The sequence below is a fragment of the Pseudomonas anguilliseptica genome, from assembly GCF_021375795.1.
In the GTDB taxonomy this organism is placed as follows: domain Bacteria; phylum Pseudomonadota; class Gammaproteobacteria; order Pseudomonadales; family Pseudomonadaceae; genus Aquipseudomonas; species Aquipseudomonas anguilliseptica_A.
The window spans coordinates 1,374,652-1,393,773 of record NZ_JAEIOI010000001.1 but is presented as its reverse complement, the minus strand read 5'-3'; the positions used below and the strand labels follow the sequence as shown (position 1 = coordinate 1,393,773).

The following is a 19,122-nucleotide window of genomic DNA, read 5'->3' as shown; positions in this document are numbered from 1 at the left end:
GATCAGGCCTCAGCCAACTTATTCATTTCAACAATCTGCTCGACCGACAGAAAGTCGGCATTTGTACCAGAGTTATATTCAAAACCTTGAGCAACCGCAACACCGGTCTCACCAAGTTTATTAACAGTGAAATCATTTGTACGACTGGCAAATGTAATGGTTGGTCGCAATACGTAATGGTCAGAAAATTCCAGTGTCAAATGTGAGTCATCTGCAGGACACATTATTTCGTGGAGTTTTTCACCCGGGCGAATACCAATAACCGTTTGTCCAAGGCCAGGGGCCATAGCAGTAGCGAGATCAGTAATTCGCACAGAAGGAATCTTCGGTACAAAAATCTCACCACCGTACATACGCTCAAAGTTTTTCAGAACGAAATCGACACCATCCTGCAAGGTAATCCAGAAGCGCGTCATGCGTTCGTCGGTAATAGGTAGGCTAGATGCACCTTCAGCAATCAGCTTGTTGAAAAATGGGACAACTGAGCCGCGAGACCCAACAACATTGCCATAGCGAACCACTGCAAATTGAGTTTTATGACCACCTGCCATGTTATTTGCCGCAACAAAAAGCTTGTCAGAGGCAAGCTTTGTTGCACCATACAAATTGATCGGGTTCGCGGCCTTGTCCGTAGATAAAGCAATCACCCGTTCCACATCATTGGCCAAAGCAGCATAAATAACATTTTCTGCGCCGTGAATATTGGTTTTAATACATTCCATCGGATTATATTCAGCAGCAGGCACTTGCTTAAGTGCAGCAGCGTGGATGACAAAATCCACCCCCCGCATCGCCTGCATCATGCGTTCTTTATCTCGCACATCACCTATAAAATAACGCATGCAGTCAGCATTAAACTCTTGCTGCATTTCGTACTGTTTCAATTCGTCGCGAGAATAAATGATGATTTTTTTTGGTGAGTAACGATCCAAAATCGTCTTAACGTATTTTTTACCAAAGGAACCAGTACCACCAGTAATCAACACCGTTTTATTATTAAACACCTGACAAACTCCCAATCAATAGTTTCCGCTTGCCAGGCGAGCAAACTGCTGACTACCTGACATCAATTCACTGTAGTTTCCACTTGCGCACACTTTCCCTTGCTCAAGCATGAAAATGGTATCGCATCGCTCAACCGTACTAAGCCGATGAGCAATCAAAATAATAGTCTTCTGACCACGCAACTCATTTATCGCCTCCATCACAGAGGACTCGGTCGCGTTATCAAGAGCACTTGTAGCTTCGTCAAAAACCACGACATCTGGATCATGGTACAAAGCCCTCGCGATACCTATGCGCTGACGCTGTCCACCCGACAACCGAATCCCTCGTTCTCCAACAGAGCTCTGATAGCCTTGAGGCAGGTCTTCCACTATAAAATCATGAATGTGTGCTGCCTTGGCAGCTCTCTCGACAGCTGCCATATCAATGGCATCAACAGGAACACCAAAAGCAATATTTTCAGCAACAGATGTATCAGCAAGAAAAATATTTTGAGGCACATAACCTATATTGGATTGCCAATCTCGAAGCCGCGCACCGTGTACAACATGACCACCAACAGAAAGCGCCCCAGACGAAGGCTTGATCAAACCAAGAATCACATCAACCAGAGTGCTTTTCCCTGCTCCTGTACTGCCAACAAAGGCAGCACTAGAACCTTTTGGTATGGAGATAGAGATATCTGAAAGAGACTCCTTTCCTGAGCCTGAGTAGCTAAACCTGATGCTATCCAAGCAAATATCACCGCCAAGTTTATTGGAAGACGCTGACGTACCCTGCAAGCCCCCTTCTTCAGGCAAGGTTTCTAGATCTTCGGCCAAGCTATCGAGCGCAGCATCATAAAAACGTAGCTGAGTAATATTTTTAAATATTTCTTGAAATGCAGGCAGCAACCGATAACCCGCAAAAGCATATAGAGCAATGACAGGTAATGCGCCCTGTAACCCTCCATGCACGCCCATAAGATAAAGGACTAAAACCAGAACACCACCAAAAGCAATTGCCTGAATTGCAAAGTGTGGTAAATCACCTATAGCCTTGCTGATTGTTACATCTTTAGCAAAGGACTTAGATACAAGAGAAAAGCGCTCAAGGTAGCTCCCCTCACGCCCCATTAACTTTAACTCCTTGATACCATTCAAAGCCTCTGCCGCCAACACGAACCGTCGCTCGTTAGTGTAAACACGCCGTTCGCCCAAACGTCTTAAAAGCCCGCGGGTAGAAACATAAACAGCGACAAACGCCCCACCCAGAACCACACCAACCACAACTGTCAACACAGGCTCGACAACGAGCAAGAGCAGACTAATCATAATTGCAACCAAACCACCCGAAACAACTTTCATTGCAGGAATCAAGGCGCCGTTTATGACCTCACCAACCTCTGAAAATATTCTTTTGCTCAGCTCAGCAGTATTTCGCCCCAGAAAAAAACTGTAGGGCTTAAACAAATAACCTTGCAAAAGCCGATATGAGAACGTGTGCGCTCGCATATTTGAAAAACGCAACACCGCATAAGTAGTAAACGCTTTTAGCCCAAGACTGAAAACAAATAGGAAAAGAACAAAAAAACCTAAAAGAATCAAAAAGCTTTTGATGCTAGAAAATCCTATAAACTCATAAGCATACTTCAAATAATCATACTTCTGAACTGCTTGAGGATCAGACAAAACCGCCACAAACGGCATAATGGAGGCGACACCTACCATTTCTAGGAATGCAGTGCCTAGCATCAACAAGAATACGAGAAGAGCGCGCTTTCTTTCGCTTATGCTAAGCAGGCCCTTTAACTTATTAAAAACTTGGAACATCAAACCCTCACAACGAATACGAACAAGCTGAAATATCAGAAACTGATGGCATCAGCCTACCCACATAAGCGCACACAGACGCAACCGGCGCCACTCGCCGATTGAAGACCAGATATTTTACACGACACGAAGGGGACTCGCCGCCTGAAAAGGCAAAGCAAGGATGCAGAAAAACAGAAAACCTAAAAGACAGCCAAGAAACACACCAAGGACTACTCGTCCTCATTCACCCGATCACGCAACTCCTTGCCAGGCTTGAAGTGCGGCACAAACTTGCCATCTAGCCGAACCGAGTCACCGGTCTTCGGGTTACGCCCAACGCGTGGCGCACGATAGTGCAATGAGAAGCTGCCAAAGCCGCGAATCTCGATCCGATCCCCGGTCGATAACGCCTGCGACATTTGCTCAAGCATAGTCTTGATCGCCAACTCGACATCCTTGGATGAGAGCTGCCCTTGATGGGTAACGATGCGCTCGATCAACTCCGACTTGGTCATGGTTTTCCCTTCTTTTTCAAGCGGCTAGATCACTAGATAGGAAGGTTTTAGCATGCCTTGCAGATTTTGAACAGCCTATAAAACAACACCTTAGCGCTTTTCAGGGCACAAGAAATTGCCTGGAGCAACTTATGACGTCGCGTAGCGACGACCAAGAAGGGGTGTCTACCATGCATGGCAGACACAAAAAAGGGCGACCGAAGTCGCCCTTTTCAGGTGAGTCAGGGATTAGCCCTGGTTCTCCATTTGCGCACGGATCAGATCACCGATGGTGGTCGGACCAGCAGTTTCTACTTCCTGCTTACGCATTTCTTTGATTGCTTCTTTTTCGTCTTCAACGTCTTTCGACTTGACCGACAAGCTGATTACGCGGCTCTTACGGTCAACGCTGATGATCTTGGCTTCTACTTCTTCGCCTTCTTTCAGCACGTTGCGCGCGTCTTCAACGCGATCACGGCTGATTTCGGAGGCTTTCAGCGTCGCTTCAATACCATCAGCCAGAGTGATGATTGCACCCTTGGCGTCAACTTCTTTCACAGTACCGCGAACGATAGTGCCTTTGTCGTTGACAGCAACGTAGTCGGAGAACGGATCTTCTTCTAGCTGCTTGATGCCGAGGGAAATGCGCTCACGCTCCGGATCAACGGAGAGGATAACGGTTTCCAGCTCGTCGCCCTTCTTGAAGCGGCGTACAGCTTCTTCACCTACTTCGTTCCAGGAGATGTCGGACAGGTGAACGAGGCCGTCGATGCCGCCATCCAGACCAATGAAGATACCGAAATCGGTGATCGACTTGATGGTGCCGGAGATCTTGTCGCCCTTGTTGAACTGACCGGAGAAATCTTCCCACGGGTTGGTTTTGCACTGCTTGATACCCAGGGAGATACGACGACGCTCTTCGTCGATATCCAGAACCATAACTTCCACTTCGTCGCCGACGTTAACGACCTTCGAAGGATGGATGTTTTTGTTGGTCCAATCCATTTCGGATACGTGCACCAGGCCTTCCACGCCTTCTTCCAGCTCTGCGAAGCAGCCGTAGTCGGTCAGATTGGTTACGCGCGCAGTAACACGGGTGTCCTGCGGGTAACGCGCCTTGATGGCAACCCATGGATCTTCGCCCAGCTGCTTGAGGCCGAGGGAAACACGGTTGCGCTCGCGATCGTACTTGAGGATCTTGACGTCGATTTCATCGCCAACGTTGACGATTTCCGACGGATGCTTGATGCGCTTCCAAGCCATGTCGGTGATGTGCAGCAGGCCATCGACGCCACCCAGATCCACGAACGCGCCGTAGTCGGTGAGGTTTTTGACGATACCTTTGACTTGCTGACCTTCCTGCAGGGATTCCAGCAGAGCTTCGCGCTCGGCGCTGTTCTCGGCTTCCAGAACGCTGCGGCGGGAAACAACAACGTTGTTGCGCTTCTGGTCCAGCTTGATGACTTTGAATTCGAGCTCTTTGCCTTCCAGGTGGGTGGTATCACGCACCGGACGGACATCGACCAAGGAACCTGGGAGGAACGCACGGATGCCGTTAACGTCGACAGTGAAGCCGCCCTTAACCTTACCGTTGATAACGCCCGTAACCACTTCCTCAGCGGCGAAAGCTGCTTCCAGAACGATCCAGCACTCGGCACGTTTGGCTTTTTCGCGGGACAGCTTTGTTTCACCAAAGCCATCTTCAACCGCGTCCAGGGCAACGTGAACTTCGTCACCGACCTTGATGGTCAGCTCGCCAGCGTCGTTGTGGAACTGCTCAAGCGGGATGAGGCCTTCAGACTTCAAACCAGCGTGAACGGTTACCCAACCAGCTTGGTAATCGATGTCGACGATGATAGCGGTGATGATCGAGCCAGCCTGAAGGTTCAGGGTTTTTAGGCTTTCTTCAAACAGTTCAGCAAAGCTTTCGCTCATTTTAATTCCTGTTGATTCAGGGCAGGGAATCCGCCCAAACCACACTCCAGACAATGTGGGTACGTTCATATAAAAAGAGGCAACCGGGATTGAGACTGGACTCCCGTACGCCTCCTTGCGAGCCAGTCAACTTAAGCAGCTGTGGCTCTTATCATCCGGCAAGATCGCGATTGGCGACCTCACTCAGAATTCGTTCAAGCACTTGTTCGATGGAGAGTTCAGTGGAATCCAGCTGGATCGCATCGGCTGCAGGCTTGAGCGGCGCCACTGCACGCTGGGTATCGCGCTCATCGCGCGCCTGAATCTCATCAAGAAGACTCGCGAGATTAACATCATCGCCCTTGGCCTTCAACTGCAAGTAGCGGCGGCGGGCGCGCTCCTCGGCGCTGGCGGTGAGAAAAATCTTCAGCGGTGCATCGGGAAATACCACGGTACCCATATCGCGACCATCGGCGACCAGGCCCGGCATCTCCTGAAACGCCTGCTGACGCTGCAGCAGTGCTTCACGCACGGCAGACAGCGAGGCTACCTGCGAAGCACCAGCGCCAACCTGCTCATTGCGGATCAGATCAGTGACTTCTTCGCCTTCAAGAATGATGCGCTGACCATGGCCATCACCCGCAGCAATGAATTGCACATCCAGATGGGCGGCGAGCAGCTTCATCGCTTCTTCGTTGGTCAGATCGACACCGTGATTGCCGGCAGCAAAGGCCAGCAGACGATACAGCGCCCCCGAATCCAGCAGATTCCAGCCCAGCTGCTTGGCCAGCAAGCCGGCAATAGTGCCCTTGCCCGAGCCACTCGGCCCGTCGATGGTGATAACCGGAGCGACGATCATGCCTTGCCCTCCTCGGCCACGCGGATACCGACCTGAGCTGACAAGGCGAGAAAATTAGGGAACGAGGTGGCGACGTTGGCGCAATCATGGATACGGATCGGCGCGGAGGCGCGCAGCGAGGCCACGCTAAAGGACATGGCAATACGGTGATCGCCATGGGCCCAGACTTCGCCACCACCGATGCTGCCGCCTTCGATAATGATGCCATCCGGCGTTGGCTCAGCCTTGACGCCCAGCGCGATCAGACCATCGGCCATTACCTGAATCCGATCGGACTCCTTGACCCGCAGCTCTTCGGCACCACGCAACACGGTGCGCCCTTCAGCCACGGAAGCCGCGACAAACAGCACAGGGAATTCGTCGATAGCCAGCGGCACCAGGTCTTCCGGAATATCGATGCCTTTCAGCTTGGCACTGCGCACGCGGATATCGGCCACTATTTCACCGCCCACTTCACGCTGGTTTTCCAGGGTGATGTCGCCGCCCATCAGCTTGAGGATGTCGATGACGCCGGTGCGGGTCGGGTTGATGCCGACATGTTCCAGCACCAGCTCCGAATCTTCGGCAATGCTGCCGGCGACCAGGAAGAATGCCGCCGAGGAAATATCGGCCGGCACTTCAATATGCGTGGCGGTCAGTTTGTGGCCCGACTCGACGCTGGCCGTGCTGCCATCCACCGTCACGGGGTAACCAAAGCCACGCAGCATACGCTCGGTGTGGTCGCGGGTCGGTGCCGGCTCAGTCACCGACGTACGACCTGCGGCGTAAAGACCCGCCAACAGCAGGCAGGATTTCACCTGAGCGCTGGCCATGGGCATCTCGTAGTCCATGCCGGTCAGTCGCTGGCCACCCTTGATCATCAATGGCGGACGACCTTCCGGGCCGGTTTCGATCACTGCGCCCATTTCGCGCAGCGGCTTGGCCACACGATTCATCGGCCGCTTGGACAGCGAGGGATCACCGGTCAGCGTGGTGTCGAATGGCTGCGCTGCCAACAGGCCAGAAAGCAGGCGCATCGACGTACCGGAGTTGCCCATATACAGGGGCCCCACGGGCGCCTTCAGACCATGCAGGCCGACCCCATGCACGGTAACACGGCCGTGATGCGGGCCTTCGATGACCACACCCATATCGCGAAACGCCTGAATGGTCGCCAGGGCATCTTCACCTTCCAGAAAGCCTTCAACATGCGTGGTGCCTTCGGCCAGCGAGCCGAGCATAATCGAGCGGTGGGAGATGGACTTGTCGCCCGGAACGCGAATACGCCCGGAGAGTTTGCCGCCAGGGTTAGCCAGAAAAACCAGATCGTTCGAGTGCATAGCGTCCACATAGGCCCTGCGGGCCAGAATTTTGCCGAAATGCTCACGGGCCACGCGGGCGCGGGTGAAAACGCCCAGCAATTGATGCCCATCCCCTGCGTCAACCGCGTCGCGCAAGGCGTCGAGGTCGTCGCGAAATACGTCCAGCGTGCGCAGCACCGCCTCGCGGTTGGCGAGGAAGATGTCATGCCACATGACCGGATCACTGCCGGCGATCCGCGTGAAGTCACGGAAACCACCAGCGGCGTAACGAAAGATCTCCAGGTTCTCACTGCGTTTGGCCAGTGAGTCAACCAAGGTGAACGCCAGCAAATGCGGCAGATGGCTGGTCGCGGCCAGTACCTGGTCGTGATGCTCGACCTCCATATGCTCGACATCCGCACCCAGCTCGCGCCACAGCGCATCGACCAGTTCCAGAGCCGGCTCGTCGCTTTGCTCGCAGGGCGTGAGAATGACCTTGTGGCGCCGGAACAGCTGCGCATTGGAGGCCTCCACCCCGCTCTGCTCGGAACCGGCAATCGGGTGCCCAGGCACGAAGCGCACCGCTTTGCCGGTAAAAGCCAGGCGAGCGACGCGCACTACATTGCCTTTGGCGCTACCCACATCAGTGAGCACCGCAGCACCCAGATCAAGCTTGGCCAGTTCAGCCAGCAGCTTCTCCATGGCCAGGATAGGCACCGCCAGCTGGATCACGTCAGCACCCTGACAGGCGGCAAGCAGATCAACCTCGCAGCGGTCGACCACCCCCAATTCAACCGCCAAGCGGCGCGACTCCGGGTCCAGATCGACACCAATTACTTCGTGAAACAGGCCGCGCTCACGCAAGCCTTTGGCGAAGGAGCCGCCAATCAACCCCAGACCGATAACCACCAGGCGGCCGAGCTTAGGGGCAGCAGATTGCACCTGAGTGACAGCAGACTTGACCTCACTCACGCGCTCAGCACCTTGGCCAGAGCCTCGAGGAAGCGCGCATTTTCAGCCGGCAGACCAATCGATACGCGCAGGAAGTTCGGCATGCCATAACCGGCCACCGGGCGCACGATCACCCCAGCACGCAGCAGCGCCTGATTGATCGCCGCGGTATCACGAGCAAAATCGACGCAGATAAAATTACCCTTCGATGGAATCCAGCTCAGACCCAGCTCACGCAAGCCAGTTTCCAGCTGCGCCATGCCGGCATCATTGAACTGACGGCTTTGCGCCAGGTAATCAGCATCATCCAGCGCCGCACAGGCAGCGCTCAGGGCCAGGCTGTTGACGTTGAACGGCTGACGCACGCGATTCAGCACATCGGCGATCTGCGCCGAGCTGAGCGCATAACCGACGCGCAGCGCCGCCAGGCCATAGGCCTTGGAGAAGGTGCGCGAAACCAGCAGGTTGTCGTAACGCGCCAGGTACTTGAGGCCGTCCGGCAGCTCATCACCTTCGGCGAATTCGATATAAGCCTCATCCAGCACCACCAGCACGCTCTGCGGCACGCGCGCGAGGAAGCGCTCCAGCGCGTCGGGGCCAAACCAGGTGCCAGTCGGGTTGTTCGGGTTGGCGATAAACACCACACGGGTGTATTCATCGATGGCCGCGAGCATGGCCTCCAGGTCATGACCATAGTCTTTGGCAGGCACCACCTTGCCTTGGGCACCTACGGCCTGGGTCGAGATGGGGTAAACGGCAAAGGCGTACTGGCTAAACACCGCATTCAGGCCAGGGGCCAGATAGGCGCGCGCCACCAGATCGAGAATGTCGTTGGAACCGTTACCCAGGGTGACTTGATTGATCTGCACACCACAGCGCGCAGCCAGACGGCTTTTCAGCTCGAAGCCATTGCCATCGGGATAACGGGTCAGCTCGGCCAGCTCGCTGCGAATCGCTTCCAGCGCCCGAGGGCTGGGGCCCAGCGGGTTCTCGTTGCTGGCCAGCTTGACGATGCTGGCCGGGTCCAGATCCAGCTCCCGGGCCAGCTCGTCCACCGGCTTGCCCGGTACATAGGGCGACAGCTGCTGTACGCCTGGCTGGGCCAGGGCGAGGAAATCGGTCATAGCAATGCCTCACGCTTAAAGCCGCAAGCCCCAAGTACAGCCCGGCGTCGATGCGCGTGTAGCTTGAGACCTGAGGCGTGCCGCAGCAGTTTTAAAGTACCGCTTTGGGGTAGGAGCCCAGCACCTTGAGCGCCACGGCTTCCTGATTGATTTTTTCCAGCACGTCCTTGATCAGCGGATCGCGGTGGTGGCCGACGAAGTCGATAAAGAACACGTAGGTCCACTTGCCGCTGCGCGACGGGCGGGTTTCGATACGGGTCAGGTCGATGCCGTTGTTGTGGAACGGCACCAGCAGCTCGTGCAGCGCACCCGGCTTGTTGCTCACGGAGATGATCACCGAGGTCTTGTCATCGCCGGTGGGCGGCACTTCCTGGTTGCCGATGATCAAAAAGCGCGTGGAGTTGTCCGGACGATCCTCGATCTTTTCCGCCAACTTGGTCAGGCCGTACAGATTAGCCGCCATATCGCCAGCGATGGCCGCACTGTTCCACTCGCTCTTCACGCGTTTGGCCGCATCGGCATTGCTCGACACCGCCACGCGCTCGACATTCGGGTAATGCGCGTCCAGCCACTTGCGGCACTGCGCCAGGGACTGAGCGTGGGAGTAGATACGGGTGATCTTGTCGGTCTTGGTAGTTTCACCCACCAGCAGGTGGTGGTGAATGCGCAGCTCGACTTCGCCACAGATGACCATGTCGTGCTCAAGGAAGCTGTCGAGGGTGTGGTTGACCGCGCCCTCGGTGGAATTTTCCACCGGCACCACGCCAAAGTTCACCGCACCGGCAGCCACTTCACGGAACACTTCGTCGATGGCCGCCATCGGCTGACTGATCACTGCGTGACCGAAATGCTTCATCGCCGCAGCCTGGGTAAAGGTGCCCTCAGGGCCTAGGTAAGCGACCTTGAGCGGATTTTCCAGAGCCAGGCAGGAAGACATGATCTCGCGGAACAGCCGCGCCATTTCCTCATTGCCCAGCGGCCCCTGGTTGCGCTCCATGATGCGTTTGAGCACCTGGGCTTCACGTTCAGGGCGGTAGAACACCGGGGACTCGCCTTCCTTGAGTTCCTTCATCTTCACCCGCGCCACTTCCTCAGCGCAGCGGGCACGGTCGCTGATCAGCTCAAGGATGCGTTCATCGAGGTTGTCGATGCGCAGGCGCAGGGCCTGCAGTTCCTGTTCCGACATATCAGCCGTGCTCCTTCTCGAACTCGGCCATATAGGCCACCAGCGCTTCGACCGCATCCAGGCCCACAGCGTTATAGATCGAGGCACGCATGCCGCCAACCGAACGATGGCCCTTGAGGTTGAGCAGGCCACGGGCGTCAGCACCGGCCAGGAAGGCTTTATCCAGTTTCTCGTCGGCCAGACGGAACGGCACGTTCATCCACGAACGGGCGTTATGAGCAATCGGGTTGCTGTAGAAGTCGCTGGTGTCGATGGCCTTGTACAGCAGGTCTTTCTTGGCGCGGTTCTGACGCTCCATGGCGGCCACCCCGCCCTGCTCTTTCAGCCACTCGAACACCAGGCCGGAGAGGTACCAGGAGAAGGTCGCCGGAGTGTTGTACATCGAGCCGTTATCGGCGGCGATCTTGTAATTGAGCATGGTCGGGCAGACGCTCCGGGCACGACCGAGCAGGTCTTCACGCACGATGGTCACCACCAGGCCGCTAGGGCCGATGTTCTTCTGCGCGCCGGCGTAGATCAGGCCGAACTTCGACACATCGATGGGGCGCGAGAGGATGTCGGAAGACATGTCCGCCACCAGCGGCACATCACCGACTTCAGGAATCCAGTCAAACTGCAGGCCGCCGATGGTTTCGTTGCTGGCGTAGTGCAGGTAAGCGGCGTCTTTCGACAGCTGCCACTCGTTCTGCCCAGGAATGGCGAAGTAGTCATAGGCCTTGGCACTGGCGGCAACATTGATACGGCCATAGCGACTGGCTTCTTCGATGCTTTTCTTCGACCAGATACCGGTGTCGATGTAGTCGGCAACGCCGTCTTCGGGCAGCAGGTTGAGCGGGATTTCGGCGAACTGTTGGCTGGCACCGCCTTGCAGGAACAGCACCTTGTAGTCCGATGGAATGTCCATCAGATCACGCAGATCCTGCTCGGCCTTTTCCGCGATGGCGGTGTACTCATCGCTGCGATGGCTCATTTCCATGACCGACAGGCCTTTGCCTTGCCAATCAAGAAGCTCCGCCTGGGCGCGTTGCAGAACAGCTTCAGGAAGCGCGGCCGGGCCGGCGCAGAAGTTAAAGGCTCGCTTGCTCACATCCACTCTCGCTCAAAAATGCTGGGCGGCTGGCATTGCCACCAGCCGCCAAATCCTACGCCGTCAGGGGCGAGCGCACTCGCCCCGACAATCACTCTTCGCTGATCGGGCTTTCGTCAGCAGCAGCCTCGGGTGCATCGCCTGCATCCTCAACTGCGCCTTCAACACCCTCTTCGCCTTCCAGCAGCTCATCGTCGTCTTCCGCCGAAGGCTCCTGCACACGCTCAAGGCCGACCAGGGTTTCATCCTTGGCCAACTTGATCAGGGTCACGCCCTGGGTGTTACGGCCCAGACTGGAGACTTCGCTGACGCGGGTACGCACCAGGGTGCCCTGGTCGGAAATCAGCATGATTTCCTCACCATCCAGCACCTGCACCGCACCGACCAGTTTGCCGTTGCGCTCGTTGCTGACCATGGCGATTACGCCCTGGCCGCCACGCCCGCGACGCGGGAACTCGGCCATCGCCGTGCGTTTGCCATAGCCGCGCTCGGACGCGGTGAGAATCTGCGCATCACGCTCCGGAATCAGCATGGAGATGATGCTCTGCCCTTCCGGCAGACGCATGCCGCGCACACCGCGAGCGGTACGCCCCATGGTACGCACGTGTTTTTCCTTGAAGCGGATGACCTTGCCGCCATCGGAGAACATCATCACTTCACGGGCACCATCGGTGATAGCCGCCGCGATCAGGGTGTCGCCCTCCTCCAGCTTCAGGGCGATCAGGCCGCTGCTACGCGGACGGCTGAACTGCACCAGCGGGGTCTTCTTCACGGTACCGAAGGCGGTCGCCATAAAGATGTAGGCACCAGTCGGCTCGTCCTGCTCGTCATCGGCCACATCAGCGTCGCTGTCGTCGGCCACTTCGGCCTCGATCACTTCGCCTTCCAGCACTACGCCTTCGCCGTCATCCAGCTCTTCGTCGCCAGCGTTCTGCTGCAGAGCTTCTAGGTCGACCTGGAGCATCGCGGTGATGCGCTCGCCTTCGTCAAGCGGCAACAGGTTGACCAGCGGACGACCACGGGCCGCGCGCGAGGCTTCGGGAATTTCGTAAGTCTTCAGCCAGTACACCTTGCCCTTGCTGGAGAACAGCAACAGGGTGGCGTGGCTGTTAGCCACCAGCAGGTGTTCGATGTAGTCCTCGTCCTTGACCCCAGTAGCAGACTTGCCGCGACCACCACGACGCTGCGCCTGGTAGGCGTGCAGCGGCTGGCTCTTGGCATAACCACCGTGGGAGATGGTCACGACCCGCTCCTCTTCGGTGATCAGGTCGGCCATGGTCAGGTCCATGCGCGAAGCGACGATCTCGGTACGGCGGGCATCGCCGAACTCGGCCTTGACCGCTTCCAGCTCTTCGCGGATCACTTCCATCAGGCGCACGGCGCTGGTGAGGATGCGGATCAGCTCGCCGATCTGGGTGAGGATTTCCTGATACTCGGCCAGCAGTTTTTCATGCTCAAGACCGGTCAGGCGGTGCAGACGCAGCTCAAGGATGGCCTGGGCCTGATCCGGCGACAGGTAGTATTTACCGTCACGCAGGCCATATTGCGGCTCCAGATCTTCCGGGCGGCAGGAATCGGCACCGGCGCGCTCCACCATCGCCTCGACGGCCGTGGATTCCCAGGCAGTCGAGATCAGCGCCTGCTTGGCTTCGGCCGGGGTCGGCGAGGCCTTGATCAGGGCGATTACCGGGTCGATATTGGACAGGGCAACGGCCTGGCCTTCAAGGATATGACCGCGCTCGCGGGCTTTGCGCAGCTCGAACACCGTGCGGCGGGTAACCACTTCACGGCGGTGCAGGATAAAGGCTTCGAGCATGTCCTTGAGGTTAAGGACTTTCGGCTGGCCGTCGATCAGCGCCACCACGTTGATGCCGAACACGCTCTGCATCTGGGTCTGGGCGTAGAGGTTGTTGAGCACCACTTCCGGCACTTCACCACGGCGCAGCTCGATCACCACGCGCATACCGTCCTTGTCGGACTCATCGCGCAGCTCGGTGATGCCTTCGAGCTTCTTCTCTTTAACCAGCTCGGCGATCTTCTCGATCAATCGTGCCTTGTTCAGCTGGTACGGCAGCTCGGTGACAACGATCTGCTGGCGACCGCCGGCCTTGTCGATGTCTTCAATCTCAGCACGGGCACGCATGTAAATGCGGCCACGGCCAGTGCGGTAAGCCTCGATGATGCCGGCGCGGCCATTGATGATGCCTGCCGTCGGGAAGTCCGGGCCCGGGATGAACTGCATCAGTTCATCGACCGTCAGGTCGCCGTTATCGATCAACGCCAGGCAGCCGTTGATCACTTCCGTGAGGTTGTGCGGCGGGATGTTGGTGGCCATACCCACGGCGATACCGCTGGAACCGTTGACCAGCAGGTTGGGGATCTTGGTCGGCATGACCGCCGGGATCATCTCGGTGCCGTCGTAGTTCGGCACCCAATCCACGGTTTCTTTGTGCAGATCAGCCAGCAGCTCATGGGCCAGCTTGGTCATGCGCACTTCGGTGTAACGCATGGCGGCGGCGTTATCGCCGTCCACCGAACCGAAGTTGCCCTGGCCGTCGACCAACAGGTAACGCAGGGAGAATGGCTGTGCCATCCGTACGATGGTGTCGTACACCGCCGTATCACCGTGCGGGTGGTACTTACCGATGACGTCACCGACCACACGGGCGGACTTCTTGTATGCCTTGTTCCAGTCGTTGCCCAGCTCGCTCATGGCGAACAGCACGCGGCGGTGCACGGGCTTCAAGCCATCACGCGCATCCGGCAGCGCGCGACCGACAATTACGCTCATCGCGTAATCGAGGTAGGACTGCTTGAGTTCGTCTTCAATATTGACCGGGAGGATTTCTTTGGCCAGTTCGCCCATGAGTAGCCTGGTTCCTTTTTCTGGTGAAACTCCGCGCCATTCGTCCTGAACGGGGTGGAGCCTGTCGCTGTGCCTCAAGGCTTACAGCGACTCACGACAAATCAATAAGTTATGCCATGTATCTGCGCAGGTAAGAGGCCCATAACGGGCACTCCTGAAAACCGACGGAGCTTACCACAATCACTGCGACGCACCTATCCCCAGCGCCAGCGGCCCGACTAGGTGCGCCAGCAGACAGAAAAACTCAATGCAAGCGCTTGCGGCACATCAATTGCGCCATCTTTTCCGCATCCGGACGGTCGACTACGCCCTTTTCAGTGACGATAAAGTCGATCAGGTCAGCCGGGGTTACATCGAATACCGGATTGAGCGCTTCTACGCCGCGAGCAATCGGCGCTCCACCCAACTCCAGTAACTCACTGGCGGCACGCTCTTCGAGGATGATGTCATCACCATGCTCCATGCCCATGTCGATGGTCGAACTCGGGGCCACCACCATAAAGCGCACACCGTGATGCATGGCATTCACGGCCAACTGGTAGGTGCCAATCTTGTTGGCTACGTCACCGTTGGCCGCAATCCGGTCAGCACCAACAATGACCCAGGTGATTCCACGGGTTTTCATCAGGTGCGCGGCAGCCGAGTCGGCATTCACCGTCACCGGGATGCCATCTTCTGCCAGCTCCCAGGCAGTCAAGCGCGAGCCCTGCAACCAGGGCCGGGTTTCATCGGCATACACCCGCTCCAGCAAGCCGTCATGGAAAACTGCGCGAATTACCCCGAGGGCGGTGCCGAAGCCACCGGTGGCAAGCGCCCCGGCATTGCAGTGGGTCAGCAGGTTCTGTGCATTGCCCTGGTGCTTGCGAATCAGCTCGGCGCCAAGCTGGGCCATGGTCAGGTTGGCCTCGCGATCACTCTGGTGAATGCCGATGGCTTCGGCTTCGAGCTGAGCAAGCAGGTCATCACCATCCTTGATCCGATCCAACCGCTCACGCATGCGATTGAGCGCCCAGAACAGATTGACCGCCGTCGGCCGCGACGCTGCCAGCAGGTCAAAGTCCGCCTGCAAGGCAGTGCGCCAGTCGCCCCCGGCCTGCAACCGGGCGCGCAAGCCCAGCACCACGGCATAGGCGGCAGCGATACCAATGGCCGGCGCGCCACGCACGACCATGCTGCGGATAGCCTCGGCGACATCAGCGACCGAGTGGTAGCTGAGCCAGGTTTGCGCAAAGGGCAGCGCGCGCTGGTCGAGCAGGTGCAGAGCGCCATCACGCCAGTCAATGGCCTTCACCCTCTCTGCCGCTAGCAATTGCTCGCGCATCACACACCTCCGCCGGAAAAAGCCGACCATTATACGCACAGCGCGCCAGCTATCGGGTTAGATCAGGCCATGCAGCTTCAAGCCTAGGGCGTTCCCCTATAAACTCGCCACTTTATGTCTGCCGGAAGCGCCACCATGCCCCAAGCCCCTCTCGACCTGCTGCTCCTGCCCACCTGGCTGGTTCCGGTCGAACCTGCTGGCGTGGTCCTGCTGGAACATGGCCTGGGTATCCGTGACGGACGTATCGCCCTGATCGCCCCACGCGCCGAAGCCCTCAAACACAGCGCCTTGCAGGTTATTGAGTTACCCGGCCGACTGCTTACACCAGGCCTGGTGAATGCCCACGGACATGCCGCAATGACCCTGTTCCGTGGCCTGGCCGATGACCTGCCCCTGATGACCTGGCTGGAAAAGCACATCTGGCCGGCCGAGGCCAAGTGGGTAAACGAGCAGTTCGTTGAGGACGGCACCGAACTGGCCATCGCCGAGCAGCTCAAGGGCGGCATCACCTGCTTCTCCGACATGTACTTCTTCCCGGAAACCGCCAGCCGGCTGGTGCACAGCAGCGGCATCCGCGCACAGATCACAATTCCGGTGCTGGATTTCCCGATTCCTGGCGCCCGCGACGCCGACGAAGCCCTGCGCAAGGGTCTGGCGCTGTTCGACGACCTCAAACACCACCCGCGCCTGAGCGTGGCGTTTGGCCCGCATGCGCCCTACACCGTGAGCGACGACAAGCTGGAGAACATCCGCGTGCTCGCCGAGGAGCTGGACGCCGGTATTCATATGCACGTGCACGAAACCGCCTTCGAAGTGCAGCAGAGCCTGGAACAACGCGGCGAGCGGCCGCTAGCCCGCCTGGCGCGCCTCGACCTGCTCGGCCCGCGCTTTCAGGCCGTGCACATGACCCAGATCGATGACGATGACCTGGCCCTGCTGGTCGCCAGCAACAGCAGCGTGATCCACTGCCCGGAATCCAACCTCAAGCTGGCCAGCGGCTTCTGCCCGGTGGAAAAGCTCTGGCAGGCTGGTGTCAACGTGGCCGTTGGCACCGATGGTGCCGCCAGCAACAACGATCTCGATCTGCTTGGCGAAACTCGCACCGCCGCCCTGCTGGCCAAGGCCGTCGCCGGCTCGGCCACTGCCCTGGATGCTCACCGCGCACTGCGCATGGCCACCCTCAACGGCGCCCGCGCCCTGGGCCTGGATGAGCAGATCGGTTCACTGGAGTTGGGCAAGGCGGCGGATATCGCCGTATTCAACCTCTCCGGCTTGGCCCAGCAACCGGTCTATGACCCGGTTTCACAGCTGATCTATGCCGGCGGCCGCGCCTGCGTTGAGCACCTCTGGGTGGGCGGCAAACAGCTGCTCGACGGCGGCCAGCTGACCCGCCTGGACGAGCAACGGATCATCGCCAATGCCCAGGCCTGGGGGGCAAAAATTGCCGGTAAATAGCGGTAAACCCAGAAATGTGAGCACTGCGACAAACTGACATACATTGGCCGCACAACAGGCGTCCAATCCACCCGGCGAAACTGGCAACATGAGCACCTTGCGCTCCCATTCTCGCCGCAGCCTGATTCAGGGATTTATATGAGCAACGTCGACCACGCCGAAATCGCCAAATTCGAAGCCCTCGCCCATCGCTGGTGGGACCGCGAAAGCGAATTCAAGCCGCTGCATGACATTAACCCGTTGCGCGTCAACTGGATCGACGAGCGTGTCGGTCTGGCCGGCAAAAAGGTGCTGGACGTCGGCTGCGGCGGCGGCATCCTCAGCGAATCCATGGCCCAGCGCGGCGCCAGCGTTACCGGCATCGACATGGGTGAAGCGCCGCTGGCGGTCGCCCAACTGCACCAGCTTGAGTCGGGTGTCAGCGTCGAGTACCGGCAGATCACCGCCGAAGCCCTTGCCGAGGAAATGCCCGGCCAGTTCGATGTGGTCACCTGCCTGGAAATGCTCGAACACGTACCCGACCCATCCTCGGTCATCCGCGCCTGCTACAAGATGGTCAAACCCGGCGGCCAGGTGTTTTTCTCGACCATCAACCGCAACCCCAAGGCTTACCTGTTCGCCATCATCGGCGCCGAGTACCTGATGCGCCTGCTGCCGCGCGGTACCCATGATTTCAAGAAATTCATTCGCCCCTCAGAGCTGGGCGCCTGGAGCCGTGACGCCGGCCTGCAGGTCAAGGACATCATCGGCCTGACCTACAACCCGCTGAGCAAACGCTACAAGCTGGAAGCCGACGTGGACGTCAATTACATGATTCAGACCCTCAAGGAGGCGTAGGGCGTGCCATCCGTTATTTCCCTGCAGCGTTGCTACCAGAAAACCGGCCAGACTAGGCGTTGGCCGCAGGCAGTGGTTGCTCCATTGCCAAGGACAGCAACAACGCATGGCCGATTTTCTGGCGCAACCCGTCGGGCCGGGTCTGTTTTGACGCGATGCTGCGTTTCTCGCCGCTCATTTGGAATAACCAAACTTCACGGCTCGTGCCTGGCCTCGCGCCAAAACATACTCCGGCGCTGCAAGGGAAATAACCAATGACACGCCCAATGCGCCTACGCGCAGTTCTTTTCGATATGGACGGTACCCTGCTCGACAGTGCGCCGGACTTTATCGCCATCAGCCAGGCCATGCGCGCCGAGCGCGGCCTGCCGCCGATTGCCGACAAGCTGATCCGTGATCAGGTCTCCGGTGGCGCACGCGCCATGGTTGCTGCCAACTTCGCCATAGACCCCGAGACTGAAGGATTCGAGGCGCTGCGCCTGGAGTTTCTTGAACGCTATCAGGACCACTGCGCGGTGCTGACCCGGCCGTTTGACGGCATGCAAGAGCTGCTGAGCGACATCGAACAAGCCAAGCTGATCTGGGGCGTGGCCACCAACAAGCCAGTGCGCTACGCCGAACCGATCATGCAGCAACTCGGTCTGGCGCAGCGCTCGGCCGTACTGGTCTGCCCGGATCACGTCAGCCGCAGCAAGCCCGACCCGGAGATGATCCTGCTGGCCTGCACGAAGATGGGTGTGGAACCCGCCGCAACCCTGTTCGTCGGCGATGACGAACGTGACATCGCCGCGGGCCGCGCCGCCGGCTGCAAGACCGCCGCCGTCACATACGGCTATATCCACCCGCAGGACAACCCACGCAACTGGGGCGCTGATGCCGTGGTGGATCACCCACTGGAACTGCGCGCCCTACTCGAACGAGCCCTGTGCAGCTGCTGAAAATCGCCTGCC

At 58.0% G+C, this 19,122-nt stretch carries 14 protein-coding genes; 3 read left to right on the top strand and 11 right to left on the bottom strand.

Annotated features, from left to right (window positions below; all coding sequences use genetic code 11):
- Nucleotides 1-2 precede the first annotated feature (2 nt).
- The 11 genes from pseB to mtnA form a co-directional block, all read right to left on the bottom strand.
- Nucleotides 3-1,004, bottom strand: a complete 1,002-nt coding sequence (gene pseB / locus IOD17_RS06435; protein ID WP_233684236.1) for a UDP-N-acetylglucosamine 4,6-dehydratase (inverting) — start codon at nt 1,002-1,004, stop codon at nt 3-5.
- 15 nt (nt 1,005-1,019) lie between these two features.
- Nucleotides 1,020-2,816, bottom strand: coding sequence for an ABC transporter ATP-binding protein (locus IOD17_RS06430; protein ID WP_233684235.1), 1,797 nt, complete (start codon nt 2,814-2,816; stop codon nt 1,020-1,022).
- A gap of 212 nt (nt 2,817-3,028) precedes the next feature.
- A complete protein-coding gene (gene ihfB / locus IOD17_RS06425; protein ID WP_090387490.1) occupies nt 3,029-3,313 on the bottom strand; it encodes an integration host factor subunit beta in 285 nt (94 codons plus the stop codon).
- A gap of 228 nt (nt 3,314-3,541) precedes the next feature.
- The gene (rpsA, locus tag IOD17_RS06420) at nt 3,542-5,227 is read right to left on the bottom strand and encodes a 30S ribosomal protein S1 (protein ID WP_233684234.1); all 1,686 of its coding nucleotides are present in this window, start codon (nt 5,225-5,227) and stop codon (nt 3,542-3,544) included.
- A gap of 151 nt (nt 5,228-5,378) precedes the next feature.
- Nucleotides 5,379-6,065 carry a (d)CMP kinase gene (gene cmk / locus IOD17_RS06415; protein ID WP_090248169.1) on the bottom strand — a complete coding sequence of 229 codons (687 nt, stop codon included), beginning with the start codon at nt 6,063-6,065 and terminating at the stop codon, nt 5,379-5,381.
- Nucleotides 6,062-8,317: a bifunctional prephenate dehydrogenase/3-phosphoshikimate 1-carboxyvinyltransferase gene (locus IOD17_RS06410; RefSeq protein ID WP_233684233.1), complete on the bottom strand. Its 2,256-nt coding sequence runs from the start codon at nt 8,315-8,317 to the stop codon at nt 6,062-6,064. Before IOD17_RS06410 ends, cmk begins: the two co-directional genes overlap by 4 nt.
- Entirely contained in the window at nt 8,314-9,420 is a 1,107-nt protein-coding gene (gene hisC, locus IOD17_RS06405; RefSeq protein ID WP_233684232.1) for a histidinol-phosphate transaminase, read from the bottom strand. Before hisC ends, IOD17_RS06410 begins: the two co-directional genes overlap by 4 nt.
- A 91-nt stretch (nt 9,421-9,511) precedes the next feature.
- Nucleotides 9,512-10,606, bottom strand: a complete 1,095-nt coding sequence (gene pheA, locus IOD17_RS06400) for a prephenate dehydratase (RefSeq protein WP_233684231.1) — start codon at nt 10,604-10,606, stop codon at nt 9,512-9,514.
- A 1-nt stretch (nt 10,607) separates the two neighbouring features.
- Entirely contained in the window at nt 10,608-11,693 is a 1,086-nt protein-coding gene (serC, locus tag IOD17_RS06395; RefSeq protein WP_233684230.1) for a 3-phosphoserine/phosphohydroxythreonine transaminase, read from the bottom strand.
- Nucleotides 11,694-11,784: 91 nt separating this feature from the next.
- Entirely contained in the window at nt 11,785-14,559 is a 2,775-nt protein-coding gene (gene gyrA / locus IOD17_RS06390; RefSeq protein WP_233684229.1) for a DNA gyrase subunit A, read from the bottom strand.
- A gap of 244 nt (nt 14,560-14,803) precedes the next feature.
- Complete coding sequence (mtnA, locus tag IOD17_RS06385; RefSeq protein WP_233684228.1) at nt 14,804-15,880, bottom strand: S-methyl-5-thioribose-1-phosphate isomerase; 1,077 nt, start codon at nt 15,878-15,880, stop codon at nt 14,804-14,806.
- A gap of 135 nt (nt 15,881-16,015) precedes the next feature.
- Between mtnA and IOD17_RS06380 the strand changes: the two genes are divergently transcribed.
- From IOD17_RS06380 to mupP, 3 genes are all read left to right on the top strand, one after another.
- Nucleotides 16,016-17,335 (top strand): TRZ/ATZ family hydrolase, encoded by a 1,320-nt coding sequence (locus tag IOD17_RS06380; RefSeq protein WP_233684227.1) that lies wholly within the window; start codon nt 16,016-16,018, stop codon nt 17,333-17,335.
- A gap of 138 nt (nt 17,336-17,473) precedes the next feature.
- Complete coding sequence (ubiG, locus tag IOD17_RS06375; RefSeq protein WP_233684226.1) at nt 17,474-18,172, top strand: bifunctional 2-polyprenyl-6-hydroxyphenol methylase/3-demethylubiquinol 3-O-methyltransferase UbiG; 699 nt, start codon at nt 17,474-17,476, stop codon at nt 18,170-18,172.
- A 266-nt stretch (nt 18,173-18,438) separates the two neighbouring features.
- Nucleotides 18,439-19,110 carry an N-acetylmuramic acid 6-phosphate phosphatase MupP gene (gene mupP, locus IOD17_RS06370; RefSeq protein ID WP_233684535.1) on the top strand — a complete coding sequence of 224 codons (672 nt, stop codon included), beginning with the start codon at nt 18,439-18,441 and terminating at the stop codon, nt 19,108-19,110.
- Nucleotides 19,111-19,122 lie beyond the last annotated feature (12 nt).

Coding starts and splice junctions, on each gene's coding strand:
- IOD17_RS06430 (WP_233684235.1), bottom strand. CDS start 2,816: ATGTTCCAAGTTTTTAATAAGTTAAAGGGCCTGCTTAGCATAAGCGAA.
- ihfB (WP_090387490.1), bottom strand. CDS start 3,313: ATGACCAAGTCGGAGTTGATCGAGCGCATCGTTACCCATCAAGGGCAG.
- rpsA (WP_233684234.1), bottom strand. CDS start 5,227: ATGAGCGAAAGCTTTGCTGAACTGTTTGAAGAAAGCCTAAAAACCCTG.
- cmk (WP_090248169.1), bottom strand. CDS start 6,065: ATGATCGTCGCTCCGGTTATCACCATCGACGGGCCGAGTGGCTCGGGC.
- hisC (WP_233684232.1), bottom strand. CDS start 9,420: ATGACCGATTTCCTCGCCCTGGCCCAGCCAGGCGTACAGCAGCTGTCG.
- pheA (WP_233684231.1), bottom strand. CDS start 10,606: ATGTCGGAACAGGAACTGCAGGCCCTGCGCCTGCGCATCGACAACCTC.
- gyrA (WP_233684229.1), bottom strand. CDS start 14,559: ATGGGCGAACTGGCCAAAGAAATCCTCCCGGTCAATATTGAAGACGAA.
- mtnA (WP_233684228.1), bottom strand. CDS start 15,880: ATGCGCGAGCAATTGCTAGCGGCAGAGAGGGTGAAGGCCATTGACTGG.
- IOD17_RS06380 (WP_233684227.1), top strand. CDS start 16,016: ATGCCCCAAGCCCCTCTCGACCTGCTGCTCCTGCCCACCTGGCTGGTT.
- ubiG (WP_233684226.1), top strand. CDS start 17,474: ATGAGCAACGTCGACCACGCCGAAATCGCCAAATTCGAAGCCCTCGCC.
- mupP (WP_233684535.1), top strand. CDS start 18,439: ATGCGCCTACGCGCAGTTCTTTTCGATATGGACGGTACCCTGCTCGAC.